Annotated in this window: 13 protein-coding genes; 2 read left to right on the top strand and 11 right to left on the bottom strand. The window is 68.3% G+C overall.

Going from position 1 to position 17,488, the window contains the following annotated elements; genetic code table 11:
• Nucleotides 1-744, top strand: coding sequence for a hypothetical protein (locus ACIA49_RS05375; protein ID WP_396375866.1), 744 nt, complete (start codon nucleotides 1-3; stop codon nucleotides 742-744).
• Here ACIA49_RS05375 and ACIA49_RS05380 read toward each other — a convergent pair.
• The 11 genes from ACIA49_RS05380 to ACIA49_RS05430 form a co-directional block, all read right to left on the bottom strand.
• Nucleotides 741-1,313, bottom strand: coding sequence for a DUF6891 domain-containing protein (locus ACIA49_RS05380; protein ID WP_396375867.1), 573 nt, complete (start codon nucleotides 1,311-1,313; stop codon nucleotides 741-743). The genes ACIA49_RS05375 and ACIA49_RS05380 overlap by 4 nt on opposite strands.
• Before the next feature lie 33 nt (nucleotides 1,314-1,346).
• Nucleotides 1,347-2,600 carry a hypothetical protein gene (locus ACIA49_RS05385; RefSeq protein WP_396375868.1) on the bottom strand — a complete coding sequence of 418 codons (1,254 nt, stop codon included), beginning with the start codon at nucleotides 2,598-2,600 and terminating at the stop codon, nucleotides 1,347-1,349.
• A gap of 67 nt (nucleotides 2,601-2,667) precedes the next feature.
• Nucleotides 2,668-3,963: a hypothetical protein gene (locus ACIA49_RS05390; RefSeq protein WP_396375869.1), complete on the bottom strand. Its 1,296-nt coding sequence runs from the start codon at nucleotides 3,961-3,963 to the stop codon at nucleotides 2,668-2,670.
• A 14-nt stretch (nucleotides 3,964-3,977) separates the two neighbouring features.
• Nucleotides 3,978-4,976 (bottom strand): CU044_5270 family protein, encoded by a 999-nt coding sequence (locus tag ACIA49_RS05395; protein WP_396375871.1) that lies wholly within the window; start codon nucleotides 4,974-4,976, stop codon nucleotides 3,978-3,980.
• Nucleotides 4,969-5,565: an RNA polymerase sigma factor gene (locus tag ACIA49_RS05400; RefSeq protein WP_396375872.1), complete on the bottom strand. Its 597-nt coding sequence runs from the start codon at nucleotides 5,563-5,565 to the stop codon at nucleotides 4,969-4,971. Before ACIA49_RS05400 ends, ACIA49_RS05395 begins: the two co-directional genes overlap by 8 nt.
• A gap of 44 nt (nucleotides 5,566-5,609) precedes the next feature.
• Entirely contained in the window at nucleotides 5,610-6,290 is a 681-nt protein-coding gene (locus tag ACIA49_RS05405) for a sirohydrochlorin chelatase (RefSeq protein WP_396375873.1), read from the bottom strand.
• A complete protein-coding gene (locus ACIA49_RS05410) occupies nucleotides 6,287-7,420 on the bottom strand; it encodes a uroporphyrinogen-III synthase (protein WP_396375874.1) in 1,134 nt (377 codons plus the stop codon). The genes ACIA49_RS05405 and ACIA49_RS05410 overlap by 4 nt, the downstream gene beginning before the upstream one ends.
• Complete coding sequence (gene nirD / locus ACIA49_RS05415) at nucleotides 7,404-7,757, bottom strand: nitrite reductase small subunit NirD (RefSeq protein WP_396375876.1); 354 nt, start codon at nucleotides 7,755-7,757, stop codon at nucleotides 7,404-7,406. Before nirD ends, ACIA49_RS05410 begins: the two co-directional genes overlap by 17 nt.
• Nucleotides 7,754-11,617: a nitrite reductase large subunit NirB gene (nirB, locus tag ACIA49_RS05420; RefSeq protein WP_396375877.1), complete on the bottom strand. Its 3,864-nt coding sequence runs from the start codon at nucleotides 11,615-11,617 to the stop codon at nucleotides 7,754-7,756. Before nirB ends, nirD begins: the two co-directional genes overlap by 4 nt.
• Nucleotides 11,614-13,701, bottom strand: a complete 2,088-nt coding sequence (locus tag ACIA49_RS05425; protein ID WP_396375878.1) for a molybdopterin oxidoreductase family protein — start codon at nucleotides 13,699-13,701, stop codon at nucleotides 11,614-11,616. Before ACIA49_RS05425 ends, nirB begins: the two co-directional genes overlap by 4 nt.
• Nucleotides 13,698-15,065 (bottom strand): MFS transporter, encoded by a 1,368-nt coding sequence (locus ACIA49_RS05430; RefSeq protein ID WP_396375879.1) that lies wholly within the window; start codon nucleotides 15,063-15,065, stop codon nucleotides 13,698-13,700. Before ACIA49_RS05430 ends, ACIA49_RS05425 begins: the two co-directional genes overlap by 4 nt.
• Nucleotides 15,066-15,237: 172 nt before the next feature.
• On the opposite strand from ACIA49_RS05430, the gene ACIA49_RS05435 reads away from it, so the two are divergent.
• Nucleotides 15,238-17,394 (top strand): MMPL family transporter, encoded by a 2,157-nt coding sequence (locus ACIA49_RS05435; RefSeq protein ID WP_396375880.1) that lies wholly within the window; start codon nucleotides 15,238-15,240, stop codon nucleotides 17,392-17,394.
• The last annotated feature ends 94 nt before the right edge of the window (nucleotides 17,395-17,488 follow it).

Below are 17,488 nucleotides of genomic sequence, written 5' to 3' on the forward strand. Positions count from 1 at the left end.
ATGGCCGACGACCTCACCAACAGCTCCGTCCTGGGCCGCCTGCTCGAGGAGATCTCCTGGGAAGGCTCCCACGTCCGCGGCTACCGCCAGGGCGGCCGAGGCCGCGAGAACGTCCTGACCGCCGAGGTCCTGGGTGCGCTCTCCTACCTCCCCCGGTCGGTCTTCCTGGCCGCCGTACTGCGCAACGCCCACGGCGCCGACGAGACCCGCGAGCTGACCGCAGCCGAAGTCGAGCAGGCCGCAATCACCCTGCTGCCCGACGAATCCCGTCTCTCACCCGGCGGCGTCATCGTCCAACCGGATGGCGTACTGATCACACCGAGCTGTCACGTCCTGATCGAGGCCAAGGGCATGGGCAAGTCCGCCTTCCAGACCGAGCAACTCTCCCGCGAGTTCGCCTGCGTCCACCGCGACGCCGGGCAGTCCCGCCCGCTGCTCCTCCTCATCACCCCCGAGCCGCCGCCGGTCCCAGTCAAGGGCCACGGCCGCCTCACCATCGAGGCCGCGATCACGCTCCGCCTCGAAAGCGTCCTCGCCCGCACCACCGGTCTCCCCGGTACACCGGATGACCTGGCCGCCACGATCCCCGACACCGTCGCCTGGACCACCTGGGACGAGCTCGGCAACGCGGTAGCCACTGCTGACCTGAACCTCCCCCCACTCCCACCCACCGTCGCCGCCACCATCCACCGGCTCCGCGACGACCTCCTCCGCGCCCTCACCTGGCACAAAACCAAGCCCTAACCGGGCAGACGGCGACGCCAGTCGAGGGGGCCTACCTGGATGCGTTGGGCCGAGGTGCCGGACCAGGTGACGGGGAGATCGTGGGCGCGGAGGGTTTTGGTGATCTGGTGGCCGGCGTCGACCACGCGGGCCTCCCACGGGTTCTTGTCAGCGTCGAAGACGCCGTAGGCGAGGTACAACGCCGCGGGCTCTTCGGCGAGACCGTCGGCGTCTTGCTGGTGAAAGAAGACGTAGGCCGAGGACTCCCGATCTTCAGGGCGTTCGTCGTCGATCTCGGCGTGTCCGCAGTTCTGGCAGCAGGTGAAGTTCATCCGCGCAACAACGCCCGCCGCGTCCAGCTCTGCGAAGGCAGCGGCGAGCCGGTCGGCATCGGTGGACTCCGGCCACGCTTGCTGCTCCTGCAGCCGCCGCGCCCACACCTCGTCGACCAACTGCGTCGCCTGCTCCTCACTCAGTACGCCGTCATCCTCGGCGTACTCGATCGCGTACTGCACCACATCCGGACGCGATCGAAAGCCAGGCTTGACCCAACTCTCGATCTGCTCCCGCAACTCCTCGACCTCGTTCATGGCCGCAACGCTATTCGGCCCGTAGGACAAAACTCAGCCCAGGGACAGCAACCTGTCCCGCCGACCCACCGCCAAGCTCGCCTCGAAAGCCTCCCCCTGTACGGCGAACTGCTCCGGCTCCTCGACCTGGATCCGGCGGCGGACCCACGGCGTACCGGGTGACGCGAAAACGAAGGTCGCCGCGTTGGTGTGATCGAGCAACGTCGGTGTCGAATAACCGGCCAGCAGCAACTGGGATTCAGGGCCGGGAGGATCGTCGGCCTGCGGGAGTTCCGGTTCGGTTCTCAGGCTTGACTCGAAGTGCGGTCGCAGCAGATCGCCGCCCCTCGACTTCCAGCGGTTGATGAGGCGGCGGAAGGCTGCCTCCCGCCGGAAGGATCGACCGGCCGCGAGAATGTCTGTACCGGCCCCGGTGAACGCCTGGGCATACTCGTGTACCGGAATCGTGTGAATGAGACTCAAGGCCCAACTGCTGCGGACCATGATCATCGCCCACCGCATCAGCTCCGCGGCCTCGCGCGCCGATCCATCGAGGGGTCCGCGCTCCGGCTCTCGCACCTCGCGTTTCTGCCACGCAGGCAGTACGGCGTCCGCCGCGCGCCCGGCCTTCGACAGGCTCCAACCGCGGTCAAGGATCGACGCCGTACCGCTGGCAGCCCGAAGGAATCCCCGGTCGCCAAGGCTGACAACCGCCGTACCGGCTTGCCAATCGAACCGGGCCCCGCGGCGATCCACCTGCTCGAACCGCAGAGCCTCCACACCCTCGAACCAATACCGCAGCTCCGCCGGTCTCTGCTCCCCAGAGCGATACCTCCGCTCAACTGCGAGGGTGATATCGCCAACCAGCATGCCTTCCGACCTCTGCACACACAGCGTCCTGACCTCTGCGCTCTCCAGCGCATAGTCCGACGCAAGCTCGTCGACAGCCTCCGCCGTCAATTCCATGGTCCCGGGAGTCACAACTCCCTGCCTGTCACGGGACGGCCCGTCCGCAGACTCCCTCGGTGGCGGCAGCTCGATCGGATGCCCCGCCGCGGCGGCCTGCTCAAGCACCCACGCATAACGCGTCGTACCGAAGTCGGCCATCCAACGAACCCCCTGGCGCGCGAGCTCCTCCCGCCGCCCCGCACCCCGAGCACACGCCGCCCCCACGAACGCTGACGTGTTGTTGTCCCACACGTCAGCGATCCGGTTCACACCCAACCGGTCGAAGTCCCGAGCATCTGCCGACAGCGCCGCGATCTCAGCCCACGACCGATCAAGCACCCCAGCCCAAGCCTCCAGCATCTCCCCCACACTGCACTCTAATCGGAAAGAAATCGGCGTATAGCACCCATTTCTTACCAACTAACGCTCAGCCAAGCTGAAGAAGGCGGTCTTGCCGCGCGGTGGCGAAGGTCGTTTCAAAAGCTTCCAGCTGTACGGCGAAGTGCTTCGGGTCGGCGGTGTGGATGCGGTGGAGGGCGCGGTGGTCGGGTACACCGAGGATGAGCGTCGCTGTGGTCGCTGGGCGGTCACTCGAGCCGAGAAGGTTGCCGAGGCGGTCGGTCGAGTAGCCGGCCACGAGGAGTTGGGCGTTCGGGTCCGGTGGTCCGTCGGGCTGTGGGAGGTCGTGCACTCCGCCGATCATTTCGGTGTCCTCGAGGATCGGGAGCACCCGGTCGGTTGCGGCGCTGCGCCACTTGTCGGTGAGACGCCTGAAGGCGGTCGCGCGGCGGAGCGACGTACCGGCTTGGAGAATGTCCGAACCGGCGCCGGCGAACGTTCGCGCGATTTCGTGCGTCGGGCGGAGGTGGATACGACTCAGATCACCTGCGGCACGCAGATGCAGCATTGCGCTGTGCAGGAAATGTGCGGCCTCTTGAGCGGGAGGCCGTAGGCGAGCGCCTCGCCTGAGCACGCTGCGGGCCTCGTCGGACCAGCCGTGTGATTGCTCCGCGGGAGGTGGGAGGCGGGATGTGAAAGCACGGCCGGCCGTCGACAGCTTCCAGGCCGTGTCTGCGATCGAAACCGTTCCACCCGCAGCCTGGATGACGCCATGCTCACCGAGGGCGAGCGACGCGCTGCTGCCGAGCCGGATGCCGCGACTGTCTGCCAGGTCGAACCGTGCCTCCTCGACACCGTGGAGCTCCAGATTCAGATATGCCTTTCCATCGGCCTGGTAGCGACGTGCCAGCTCGAAGCTGATCTCAGCTTTGAGGAGGCCCCTCGACCGCTCGATACGGAAGTCTGTGACCTGCGCCGTCTCCAGAATGTAGTCGACCTCGAGCTCTTCGAACGTCGCTGCGGCCAGCGGCCGGGACCCCGGCCACAACTCCCCCTTTCTGCCCCTCACCGGACCGTGACGATGGGAGAACAAGGGCGTCGGCAGCTGAAGCTGATGGCCTCCGGCCGCGACCTGCTCGACCGCCCACCGGTAGCGCTCGGTGTACTCGGCCATCCAGCGGACGTTGCTGATCGCGACATCCTCCTGTCGGGCGGCGCCACGGGTGCAGGCTGCGCTGACAAACGCGTAGGTGTTGTTGTCCCAGGTGTTGCCGAGCCGCCCGTACGCCGCGCGGTCGAACTTGCGCGTATCGGCGGAGATCTCCGCGATCTGCTCCAGGGAGCGATCGAGGAGCTCCGCCCACGCGTCCAGTGTCTTCCCCACCAGAGGATTGTTGCTCAGTACGGGGCCTTGGTTACTGCGGTGGTGAAGGAGGTGTAGGTGAGGATTCGGCCTTTGGTGGGGCCTTCGGTGGAGACCTGGCGGGAGCCTAGGTAGGCGCCGGTGTGGGGGTCGATGACGATTTCTTCGCGGGTGGAGCCGTCGTCGCTGGAGTAGGCGATGCCTACTTTGCCGTCGAGGTTGGCGGCTCGGTCGGTGATTTTGAGGTGCTTGAGGTTGGTGAGGGCTCGGTAGAGGGTGGCTCGGGTGTCGGCGGGGAGGAGGCCGGTGCGGAGGGCGTCCTGGGCGTAGACGACGAGTTCGGTTTCACCGCGGCTGTTGTGGGGGGAGTCCTTTTTGAGCTGCTGGTAGAAGGCCTTGGGGTCTTTGGGGAGGCTGGCTAGCCAGGCCTGGGAGGGGTCGGCCCAGCTGCCGGCGGGGTTGCAGAAGCCGCCGTTGCCGGTGAAGTTGCCGCAGGCTGCGGAGGACTTGCTGGTCTTGCGGTCGAAGGTGATGCCGTTCTTGCGGGCTTCGGCGTCGGAGCCGTCGATCCACTGGTGGCGGCCGGTGGTGGTTTGGCGCTGGTACCAGGTGCTGCGGACGTCGGACGGGATCCACAGCTCGATGACGGTCTCCTCCAGGTAGGTCAGGCCGCCACCGGGAATCTCGGTGAAGCCCTCGGTCCAGGACCGCTGGGTCAGGTGGCGGTACTGCCCAGCCGGTACGACGGGATCGGGCGCACCCGTGATCTGTTGGGCGGCGCCGTTCAGCGCTGAGCGGGCTTCAGCCGAGCCACCGGACAGCGTGGTCGTGTAGATGGAGCCTCCGACGACCAGGGCCGCGGCAGCGGCGGCTGCGATCAGCCAGCGGCGGGTACGGCGCTTGGGCGCTGGAGCAGCGACGATCTCCAGGAAGGCGGCGCGGGTCTGTTCGATGCGGGCCAGGTCGGTGTCGACGTCGGCGTGCAGTGCGGAGAGGGCACGGTCGAGGTCGTCGGTGGGGTGCAGGTCAGTCATGGTCGTGCGCCTCCTCGGAGGTGGTCAGAGTGCGGAGCTGGCGGCGTACTCGGTGCAGGCGAGAGCGGACTGTCCCCACCGGGATGCCGAGCGCGTCGGCTACCTCGACTGTGGTCAGTCCGGCCCAGGAGGTGAGCAGCAGTACGTCGCGGTCGCCGTCGGACAGGTCTGCGATCGCAGGGGCGATCCGGCGGGCCAGGTTCTGCGCGTCCACGCGTTCGGCAACCAGTCCGTCGTGAGCGGCCAGGTTGTCGGCCTCACGGCGTCCGGCGCGCGCGGTGGCCTGCAGGCCGCGGATCTCTTGCCGGACGTGCCGCCGGGCGAGATTGGTCGCGATGCCGTACAGCCACGCCTTGGCCGCGGCCAAGGCCGGGTCGTAGCTCTCACGCTGCCGGAACGCCGTCAGGAAGGTCTCACTGACCAGGTCGTGGGCCTGCTCGGCACCGACCCGGCGCGCCAGGTAGCGGTGCATCGGTACGGCGTACTGGTCGAACAGCCGGGCGAATTCCTGCGCCACCGCCGGTCCCGCCAGCTGTGGACGTTCCTCTGGTGGCGGGTGATCGGCATCGGTCGTATCGGTCACGGTCATACCCCTGATTGCCCGGTGGCCCCCCGGACGTTCACGACCGCAGACTAGACGGCCAGGGGTACATCTCGGAGGGCTGCGTCGTAGCGAGCGAGCGCCAGCCGGGCCAGCCGCGGATCGGCACCAAGCGGAGCGCTGACTCGGTGTGAGCCGGCCTGACGGTGCAGGCGGTCGGAGAAGGCGCCGGGGGCAAGCAAGTAGTTGGCGACCGCCAGACGACCCGGTGTGGTCGCGAGGACCGCCGGGACGCGGCGACCCCGTCCAGCCAGGTAGCCAATGCTGACGGGCCGGTGGATCCGGGCCTGCAGGTACGCCGCCATGCGCTCGCAGTCGGCCTGCGCTCGCGGGTCACTGGATCCAGCAGCAGCCAGTACGACGTGGTCGGTGCGCGACAAGTCGCCTAGGCGATCTACCAGGATGTCGGCGAGGAGAGGGTGCGGGCCAAGCGCTTTGGCCGCTGTCAGACCGGAGTGCTGCTCCACCTGACCGGCGATGTCGACGTGCACGTGGTAGCCACTGGAGAGCAGCAGCGGCACGATCACTGCTGAGGGGGTATCGGTCATGACTCGGTCGACCAGCCCAGGCATGGCTGGCGCATCGACGTCCACAAAGCCGAGTGACATCGGGAGGTCGGGGCGGAGCCGAGCCATCTGGCGCACGAGGTCGTGGACAACCCGGATACCCCGAGGATCCGCGGTCCCGTGGGCAATGGCGATGAGGTCGGTCATGACGGCACCGCCGCTGCCTCGACCGCCAGGCGGTAGCCGCGGCGAACCACTGTGCGCACCAGCTCTGGACGACCCACTGCGGTACGCAGTCTGTTCACGGTGACCTCCACTGCATGCACATCCTCAGCACCCGGCAGTACGGCGAGCAGGTCCGGCCGCGAGACCACATCACCACCAGCCGCTACCAGTGCGGCCAACACAGCTCGCGGTCCCGGCCCAAGCGGTAGGACAACCCCATCCAGTACGGCGGCGCCACCGCGGATCACGAGTTGACCGAACTCGGTCTCGATGGAGCGGGCGTTGTCGTCCGTGAGCCGATCAGTGACGATCCGGATGAGAGCACCCAACCGGTAGCGGTCCGGGACCAGCGGCTCAAGACCCAGATTCACAAAGGGCCCCGCAGTCACCGGCCCCACGCACGCATTCAGCACGCGGCCCGTCCGCAGTGCCGAGACCAGAGCGTCGTACTGGCCGTTCAAGGCGGCCGCGTCCAGCATCGCCTGCGCACCTGGCGCCGAGGTGTGGACGACGGCGTCGACTGCACCTGTGCAGACCTGTCCAATCGTTCGCTCGACGACGGCCGGGTCCGGCGCCGGCCCCCAGCGGTAGACCTCGAGGCCGCGCACCGACGCCCCAGCGCCCCGCAGCGCGTCCATCAACGCCGGGTCCGACAACCCGTGCAGCTGTACGACGATCTTCCGGCCCACCACGCCCTGCGCGCGCAGCCACTCGACCACCTCGGCTGTGGTCTCGGAACGCGCCGACCAGTGCTCAACCAACCCAGCGGCCCGGATCGCGCCCCGCGCCTTCGGGCCGCGCGCCAGGATCCGCGACTGCTCCAGAGTCACCAGGAGATCCGCTGCGAGCCCAGCGGTGTCCGCAGCCTCGATCCACCCGCGGAAACCGACCGCAGTGGTCACCACGACGTCGTCCGGCGGGTTGGCGATCACTCGCCGGGTCGCCTCGATCAGAGCGTGGTCGTCGGCGACCGGCGTGATCTGCAGGGTCGGTGCGTGCAGCACCCGCGCGCCGCGGCGTTCGAACGACGCGATCAGGTCGTCCGCCCGCCGGTGCGCGGTCACTGCGATCGTGCAGCCGCTGAGCGGACCTGGCCTACTGTTCGCCGTCACCGGACTCCCCTACCCGAACCATCCCGTCGACGATCTCGACCGGGTAGACCGGCAGCGCCACCGCCGGATCGTCCAGACACACGCCGGTGCGCAGATCGAAGACCTGCTTGAACATCGGCGACGCCACCGTCGGTACGTCGCCTCGACTACCCACGATCCCGCGCGACATCACGTTGGCCCCGCTGAACGGGTCCTGGTTGCCCAGGGCATACACCGACCCGTCGTGCAGCCGGAACAACGCGATCTGCACCTCACCCGCCAGTGCGGCCACACCACGCTCGGGCAGCAGTACGTCGTACCTGCAGACCGCTGTGGACTCGAGAGCCGTGACACTCATCGGCGTACCTCCAATCGGGGACCGGCGAGCAGCACCGGCTCCAGTTGCCCGCGCTCGGCCGGTGTGGCCGGGCGCGGCTGGTTGCGCTCGACCACGTAGCGCAGGTCGGCGTCCGGCTGATCCGGAGCGTTCACGAACGACACGAACCGGGCCAGCTTCGCGGGGTCGTCCAGAGTGGCCCGCCACTCGTCGACGTACGAGTCCACGTGTGAGGCCATCGCAGCATCCAGGTCGGCACCGATTCCGAGACTGTCGTTCAGTACGACGTCCCGCACGTGATCGAGTCCGCCCTCGATCTCGCGGACCCACACCGACGTGCGCTGCAGCCGGTCACCGGTCCGTACGTAGTACATGAGGAAGCGGTCGATCGCCTGGACCAGCTCGTCGTCCGACAGGTCGGACGCGAGCAGTTCGGCATGCCGGGGCGTCATACCGCCGTTGCCACCGACGTACAGGTTCCAGCCCTTCTCCGTCGCGATGATGCCGACGTCCTTGCCCCGCGCCTCGGCGCACTCGCGTGCACACCCGGAGACCCCGAGCTTGATCTTGTGCGGCGACCGGAGCCCGCGGTAGCGCAGCTCCAGTGCGATAGCCATCCCCACCGAGTCCTGTACGCCGTACCGGCACCAGGTGGAGCCGACACACGACTTCACCGTGCGCAGCGCCTTCCCGTACGCGTGGCCCGACTCGAAGCCCGCATCGACCAGCCGCTTCCAGATAGCCGGCAACTGCTCGATCCGGGCGCCGAAGAGGTCGACCCGCTGCCCACCGGTGATCTTGGTGTACAGACCGAAGTCGCGAGCCACCTCGCCGATCGTGATGAGCCCCTCTGGGGTGATCTCGCCACCAGGGACACGCGGTACGACGGAGTACGTGCCGTCCTTCTGCATGTTGGCCATGACGTGGTCGTTGGTGTCCTGCAGCGCCGCACGCTCCCCGTCGAGCACGTGACCGGCCGGGTCCACACTGGCCAGGATCGACGCCACCACCGGCTTGCAGATGTCACAGCCACGCCCAGTGCCGTGGCGCTCGACAATCTCGCTGAACGTCCGCAGACCGGTCACCCGGACCACATCGAACAGCTCAGCCCGTGAGAGCGCGAAGTGCTCGCACAGTGCCTTGCTGACCTCGACTCCAGCCGCTGCGAGCTCCTTGTTCACCAGGTTCTTTACGATCGGCAGACACGAGCCACAGCTGGTCCCAGCCTTGGTGCGGCCGCACACCGACTTCACGTCACCGCAGCCTTCGTCCCGGACCGCGCACCGGATCGTCCCGGCAGACACGTTGTTACACGAGCAGACCGGTGCATCATCCGGCAGCTCCAACTGAGCCGGTACGGCGCCCTCCGGCAGCAGGAAGCCAGCCGGGTCCGCACCGAGTTCCCGGCCCACCATGGGCCGCAGCCCCGAGTACGCCGAGGCGTCGCCGACCAGAATGCCGCCCAGCAGCGTGCGGGCGTCGTCGGACAGCACCAGCTTCTTGTAGACGCCGGCCACCGGGTCGGCGTACACGATGTCCAGTGCGCCCTCAGTGGTGCCGAACGCGTCACCGAAGCTGGCGACGTCCACTCCGAGCAGCTTCAGCTTGGTGGAGGTGTCGGCGCCGGGGAACGTCGCCGCTCCGCCCAGCAGCCGGTCCGCGACGATCTCGGCCATCGTGTTGCCAGGGGCAACCAATCCCCAGACCCGCCCGTCGATGCACGCGACCTCACCGATCGCCCAGACACCAGGCACCGACGTCCGGCAGGCCTCGTCGACCACGACGCCGCCGCGCTCACCCATCTCCAGGCCGGCGGCACGCGCCAGCTCGTCCCGCGGCCGCACACCGGTCGCGAACACGACCACGTCGGCCGGCAGATCAGGACCGTCAGCCACGGCCATCGCCCGCGCTGCGCCCTGAGGAGTGAGCTTGACACGAGTGGTTGCCGTGGCTGTCTGCACGGAGACGTCCAAGCCGCGGATCAGCCGCGCGAGTGCCGACCCGCCGCCCTCGTCGACCTGCAACGGCATCAGTCGCGGGGCGAACTCCACCACGGTCGTGGCTGCGCCTAGCGCGCGCAACGCGCCAGCGGCCTCCAGCCCGAGCAGGCCGCCACCGACCACGACACCGCTGACCTGGTCCCGTTCACTCTTCAGCCGCTCGACATAGACGCGCAGTGCGGCCACATCATCGATCGTCCGGTACACAAAGCAGCCCTGCGCATCACTGTTCTTCACAGGTGGCACAAACGCCGAAGAGCCGGTCGCCAGCACCAGCTCGTCGTACTCCAGCACCTCTCCGCGCGCAGTGCGCACAGCCTTCGCAGCAACGTCCAGAGCCGTCACCTGCACGCCCTTGCGCAGTACGACGACCGGGTCGTTCCAGAGCTCCGGGTCGCCCAGTGCGAGGTCCTGAGGGTCCCGTCCGGAGAAGTAGCTGGTCAGCGCGACCCGGTCGTACGGGAGGCGCGGCTCCTCGGCCAGCACGGTGATCCGCCACTGGATGTCGGTGTCACGCGCCCGCAGCGCCTCCACCAGCCGGTGCGCGACCATTCCGCCGCCTACCACTACAACGTGCCGGGCCTTGCTCAGCTCTGTCATCGTCGCCCTCCTGGCCGGAACTGGTTCGGTCTCGCCACGGCGGAACCGGTCGAGCAGGTCACCGACGGCACCGGTGCAACTGCCGCACCCGGTGGTCGCCCGTGTGGTGGCGGCGATGCCGGCGACACTGTCGGCACCTCCACGCCAGGCCGCTTCGATCGCAGCCCTCGTCACTCCGTTGCACCGGCAAACCGCAACTGCCTTGCGATCCGGTACGGCGGGCTCAGCGAGCAGCCCATCCGCCACTACCGGCGTACCGCGGTCAGCCAGCAGCACCAGCTCCGCCGCAACCTCCGGCGCACCCACTGCGACCGCCGACCGCACCACACCGTCACGCAGTACGGCGCGCACCCACCGCTCGCCGTCCTCAAGCCGCACCTCTTCGCCGGGCTCGTCAGCAGCCCCCAGCACCAGTACGTCGAGCCCTGCAAGCCGAATCACCTCGGCCGCCGGAGTCGCTGCCCCACCCATCAGGTGTGCCGCCAGCACCTCAGCGTGCGACCAGGCGGACCCCACGGTCCCGGTAATCCGGCCATCGAGCTCTGCACAATCCCCGATCGCATGCACGCGCGGATCGTCCGGACTGGTCAGCGTCTGGTCCACGACGATGCCGGTCCGCACAGTGAGTCCGGCTGCCAACTCGGTCCGCGGTTTCACGCCGCAGGCGAGGACCAGCAGGTCGCCAAAGACCTGCCTGCCGTCCGCCAGCCGCAGAGCTCTGCCGGTGCTGACGACCTCAGCGTCAAGCAGCACCTCGACCCCAGCCCGCCGCACTGCACGCAGAACACGTCGCCCAGCAGAACGTGGCATCACCTTGTCCAGCAGGTCTTCTCCGTCGTGCACCAGCGTCACCGCGACCCCACGCTCGCGCAGTGCACAGGCCGTCTCGACACCGAGCACCCCGCCGCCCAGCACCACCACTCGCCGCACCTGGCCAACCGCGTTGACCAGCGCCCGAGCGTCTCCGGCAGTGCGCAGCACCTGCACGCCAGCTGTCAGCGCCACCGGCACGACCGGCTCAGCGCCGGTCGCGAACACCAGGTGGTCGTACTCATGCTCAAGACCAGCAGAGTCAGTCACCACACGCCGCTCGCGATCCACGGCGACAGCGGTCGCCACCGGCTCGTCACCCAGCACCAAAGCGGCCCGGCCGGCGACGTACTCGGTCAGCCGACTGCGGTTGTACGAAACCTCGTCTCCGAGCACAGTCACGTCGTACGACGGCAGCAGCGCCTCGAGCCGTCGTCCCGCCATGCCACCGCCGATAATGACCACCTTCACGCGGACACCCCCGTTACTGGCAAAGCCGCCGCACTCAGTGAGACCGCACAGGCCTTGAACTCGGGCATCCGCGACACCGGGTCGAGCACGTCGTTCGTCAGCTCGTTCACCGCGCCCGCACCGCCGTAGTGGAACGGCACGAAGACCGTGTCCGGCCGTACGTCGGTTGTCACGCGCGCCGGGAGCACCATGGACCCACGTGCCGTCTGCAGCCGCACCGGCCGACCGTCCGCGATCCCCAGGTGCGCAGCGACGCGAGGATGGATCTCCGCGAACACCTCCGGCTCCGCCTCGGCCAGCTCCGCAACCCGCCGCGTCTGCGCACCACTCTGGTAGTGCTGCAGCAGTCGTCCAGTGACCAGGTAAATCGGCGCTGCGGCGTTCAGATCGTCAGCCACCGGACGGTGGTCGACCGGAACCACATGTGCCCGGCCGTCCGGCGTACCGAAGCGGTCGGCGAACAGGCGCGGCGTACCGGGGTGGTCCACCGAAGGGACCGGCCAGAACAGCTCCTCGTGGTCGAGGCGCTCCCAGGTGATCCCGGCGTAGTCGGCCTTGCCACCTGCACTGGCCAGCCGCAGTTCCTCGAACACCTCCTCCGGTGAGGTCGGAAACGCCGCCGTACAGCCCAGCCGCTCGGCGAGGCCGGCAAAGACGTGCAGGTCGCTGCGCACCTCACCAGGTGGTGCAATAGCCGCCTTGCGCCGCAGTACTCGACCTTCGAGAGACGTCATCGTCCCGTCTTCCTCAGCCCACTGCGTGACTGGGAAGACCACGTCGGCGAGCAGTGCGGTCTCGGACGGTACGACGTCCGCCACCACCAGCAAGTCCAACGCAGCAAGGCGTTCCCGGACCGAGGCGAGGTTCGGAGCAGACACGAGCAGGTTGCTCCCGTGGACCAAGAGCGCGCGCGGCCCATCCGCCGTACCGAGGGCGTTGATGAGCTCCACCGCGCTCTTGCCGGGTCCGGGCAAGTCAGCCGGGTCCACACCCCAGACCGCGGCCACGTGGGCACGAGCGGCCGGATCCGTGATGCTGCGGTAGCCGGGCAACTGGTCGGCCTTCTGACCGTGCTCGCGTCCACCCTGGCCGTTGCCCTGCCCGGTGATGCAGCCGTAGCCGCTCCCGAGCCGACCAGGCAGCCCGAGCGTCAGTGCGAGGTTGATACAGGCAGTCACGGTGTCAGTGCCCTTGCTGTGCTGCTCTGCGCCACGGCCAGTCAGGATGAACGCCCCGGCACCGCCATGGACGGGAGCAGCGGCAGCGAGCACGCGAGCGGCCTGTCGGATCGTTGCCGCCGGCACCCCGGTCACACGCTCGGCCCGCTCCGGCCACCACGCCGAGGTCGAGCGGTAGAGCGCATCAGCGTCGTCCACGCGCTCCGCCAAGTAGGCGGTGTCAGCAAGCCCTTCCTGCAGGACAACGTGAGTAAGGGCGAGCACCAGCGCCAGATCGGTGCCAGGAGTCGCCTGCAGATGCAGTGCGCCGGGCAGCGCCGCGGTCGCCGAGCGACGTGGGTCCACGACCAGCAAGCCTTCAGCCGGCAGATGGGCCACGGCCGGCGGCATAGTGTCCGCGATGTTGCTACCGACCAGCAGTACGGCGTCTGCTCCGTCCAGATCCGCCAGGGGGAACGGCAGCCCGCGGTCGATGCCGAAGGCACGGTTCGTCGCGGCTGCTGCCGACGACATACAGAATCTGCCGTTGTAGTCGACGTTCGCGGTCCGCAGCGCCACCCTGGCGAACTTGCCGAGCGCATAGGCCTTCTCGTTGGTCAGTCCGCCACCACCGAAGACCGCCACAGCATCCCGGCCATGTGCGGCTTGCAACTCAAGGATGCGCTGAGCAACGAAGTCCAACGCATCAGCCCAGCTGGCCGGGACCAGCTCACCCGCACCGTTGCGCACCAGTGGCGTGGTCAGGCGGTCCGGCACCGTGAGCACCTCAGCCGCCGTCCAGCCCTTCCGGCACAGCCCACCCGCGCCGCGCGGACGCACCTCCACCGCACCCGGCCGGGCGACCGGATGCAGTGTGGTGGCGCACTGCAGCGCGCAGTACGGGCAGTGCGTGGGGACTGCGGTCACACGCGCTCCTGGCTGAGCGGGCCACCCTTGCGCAGATAGCAGAAGTACGTGACCGCCAGGCAGACCACATAGAACCCGCAGAACACGTAGAGCGCCGGAATCAGCGAGCCGAAGTTACTGGTCGACATCGCGAATCCACGCGGTACCAGGAAGCCGCCGTACGCGCCGATGGCCGAAGCGATGCCGATGCAGGCCGCAGCCTCGCGGCGAGCGCGCCCCGGGTCGCCGGGTGTGGTGATCCGGAAGACCGCCGGGATCATCCGGTACGTCGAGCCGTTCGCCGCGCCGCTGGCGACGAACAGGAACAGGAAGCTGATCAGGAAGCCGGTGAAGCTCTCGGCGTTCAGCGCGACGATCGCGGCCAGGATGCCCAGCCCCATCACCACGAACGAGCAGACCGTCACCCAGGCGCCGCCGACCAGGTCGGCCAGCTTGCCGCCGAACGGCCGGGCGACCGAGCCGACCAGAGCGCCGAGGAACGCGATGTGCGCCACCGTGATCGAAGGGAAGGTCGTCTTGATCAGCAGCGGGAACGCCGCCGAGAAGCCGATGAACGAGCCGAACGTCCCGATGTAGAGGAACGAGATGATCCAGGTGTGCGGGCGCTTGGCCGCGGTGATCGACGCCCGGAAGGACGAGGTCGCGACGGACAGGTTCGACATCACCCGCCAGGCCAGGAAGGCCGCGACCAGGATCAACGGCAGCCAGAGCAGGCCGGCCCGGTTCAGCGTCAGGCCGGCGCCGATCGTGATCGCGACCGGGACCAGGAGCTGGACGACCGCGACACCGAGGTTGCCGCCGGCCGCGTTGATGCCGAGCGCGAAGCCCTTCTCCTTCTCCGGGTAGAAGAACGAGATGTTGGTCATGCTGCTGGCGAAGTTGCCGCCACCGACACCCGCGGTCGCCGCGACCAGCGCCATCAGCCAGAACGGCGTGTCCGGCCGGCTGATGAAGAACGCCAGCCCGCCGGTCGGGATCAGCAGCAGCATGGCCGAGACGATCGTCCAGTTGCGGCCCCCGAAGCGCGGTACGGCGAACGTATAGGGCAGCCGCAGCGTCGCGCCGACCAGGCTGGGCAGGGCGACCAGCCAGAACAACTGGTCGGTGCTGTAGCTGAAACCGGCCTTCGGCATCGACACCACGACGATGCTCCACAGCTGCCAGACCGAGAAGCCGAGGAACTCGGCGAAGATCGACGGCCACAGGTTGCGCCGGGCAACCGCACGCCCCTTGGACGCCCAGAACGTCGCGTCCTCCGGGTCCCAGACATCGATCCAGCGGCCGCGCCGCGGCGCCTCGACCGTGCCCACCGTACCGGCCTGGTCGCTGGGAGCGACGACCTCCGGTCCTGCCTCGAGCGTCATCGTGCGTCTCCTGTCGTCCGACCTCACTGATTAGGCCAGGACGCTATGACCGGGGTGTTTCCACGTGGTCATCTCGTTGTTACGCCGCCGAAACGGCTTCCGCACACCTACCGGTGAGCAGTGAGAGAAGCCGGGTACTGTGCGATGCACCAAGGGTGGAGGGGAACGGAACGTGAACAACAGACGGTGGGCCTGGCGGGGACTGATCGCAGCGGTGCTGATCGGGTGGCTGGTGCTGGGCTCGATCGGCGGGCCGGCGGTCGGCAAGCTGAGCGAGGTCCAGGAGAACGACAACGCCAACTTCCTGCCGAAGCAGGCCGAGTCGACGCTGGTCGCCAACGAGTCGGCCAAGTTCGTCGACTCCAAGGCGCTCCCGTACTTCGTTCTGATCGAACGCGACTCCGGAATCACCTCGGCGGACCTGACGGCCGCGCAGGCGTTCCTCGCCAAGGTGCCGTCGCTGGATCTCGGCGGCGGGAAGAAGCTCGGCGACTACCTGGCCGCGCCCGCGAAGACCGTCATACCGTCTGCGGACAAGAAGGCCTTGCTGCTCACCGTCGAGCTGGACGGCGAGCGGGCTGATGAGGTGGTTGCTGCGGGCGAGACGGTCCTGTTCGCCACCGCCGACACGATGCGTGACGAAATCAAGCAGAATCTCACTCCGAGTGGGCTCCAGGTCTACGTGACCGGGCCCGGTGGGGTGTTCGCCGACTTCATCGTCGCGTTCAGCGGGATCGACGGGATCCTGCTCGGGGTCGCGCTCGCGGTGGTGTTCGTGATCCTGCTGATCGTCTACCGCAGCCCGATCCTGCCGATCGCCGTCCTGCTCACCGCCGTCTTCGGGCTCGCGCTGGCCGCGTCGATCGTGTACCCGCTCGCGAAGCACGGCGTACTGGAGTTGAACGGGCAGAGCCAGGGCATCCTCTTCATCCTGGTCGTGGGCGCGGCGACGGACTACTCGCTGCTGCTGGTCTCGCGGTACAAGGAAGAACTGCACGACTACACCAGCAAGTACGACGCGATGCGGATCGCCTGGCGGGCTGCCATCGAACCGATCGCGGCCAGCGCGGCCACCGTCATCCTCGGCCTGCTGTGCCTGCTGCTGTCGCAACTGGGGAGCACGAAGGGCCTCGGTCCGGTCGGCGCGATCGGTATCGCCGGGGCGTTGATCGCCTCGATGACGTTCCTGCCGGCGATCCTGCTGGCGTTCGGGCGGCGGATCTTCTGGCCGTCGATTCCGCACGTCGATCACGTGCACGCGCGCGACCAGGTCGGCGGACGCCGGCTGTGGGGTCGCGTGTCCGGGCTGGTCGGGCGGCACCCGCGCCGGGTCTGGGTGATCAGCGCGCTGGCGTTGCTGGCCTGCGGCGCGTTCCTGCCGACGTTCAAGGCGAGCGGGATCTCACAGGAAGACCTGTTCCTGAACAAGGTCGAGTCGGTCACCGGGACCGAGGAGCTGGGCAAGCACTTCGACGCAGGAGCCGGTACGCCGGTCCAGATCCTCACGCCGTCTTCCCAGGCCGATGCCGTGGTCGCGATCGCCACCAAGGTGGACGGGGTCGCGGCGGCCTCCGCGTCGGTGGCTCCCGACGTACCGCCGAAGGTTGTCGACGGCAAGGTTCTGGTTCAGGCGACGCTGAAGGTGAAGGCCGACTCGCCGGAGGCGACCAAGGTCGTCAAGCACCTGCGGACCGAGCTCGACAAGGTCAGCCCGGACGTCCTGGTCGGCGGCAACACGGCGATCAACCTCGACGTCCTCGACGCGAGCCAACGCGACCTGCGGGTGATCATCCCGACCATCCTCGCGGTCATCTTCCTCGTGCTGATGTTGTTGCTGCGCTCGGTTCTGGCCGCGATCCTGCTCGTCGTCGCCAACGTCATCTCGTTCGCCGCCACCCTCGGCGTCAGCGCCGTCTTCTTCAACCACGTCTTCGACTTCCCCGGCGCCGACCCCGCCATCCCGCTCTACGGCTTCGTCTTCCTGGTTGCCCTAGGCATCGACTACTCGATCTTCCTGATGACCCGCGTCCGGGAGGAATCGGCCGACCAAGGCACCCGCCCCGGCATCCTCACCGGCCTCGCCGTCACCGGCGGCGTCATCACCTCCGCCGGCGTCGTCCTCGCCGCCACCTTCTCGGCGTTGGCCGTCCTCCCGATCCTCTTCCTCGTCCAGACCGCGTTCCTGGTCGCCTTCGGCGTCCTCCTCGACACCACGATCGTCCGCTCCCTGCTGGTCCCTTCCCTCGCCCACGACATCGGCGCAAGAATCTGGTGGCCCAGCAAACTCTCCCGCGAGCAGGCGAACACCGGCGTACCGAAGAACGGGTAGAGGTCGGCGAAGCCCCGCACCCGGAGGCGGGGCAAGGCGGCGCGGCCCGGAATTGTGGACTACGACCTGTCCTTCGGTACGGCTAGCCTCGGGG

It is taken from the genome of Kribbella sp. NPDC051587 (assembly GCF_044453945.1).
Lineage (GTDB): Bacteria > Actinomycetota > Actinomycetes > Propionibacteriales > Kribbellaceae > Kribbella.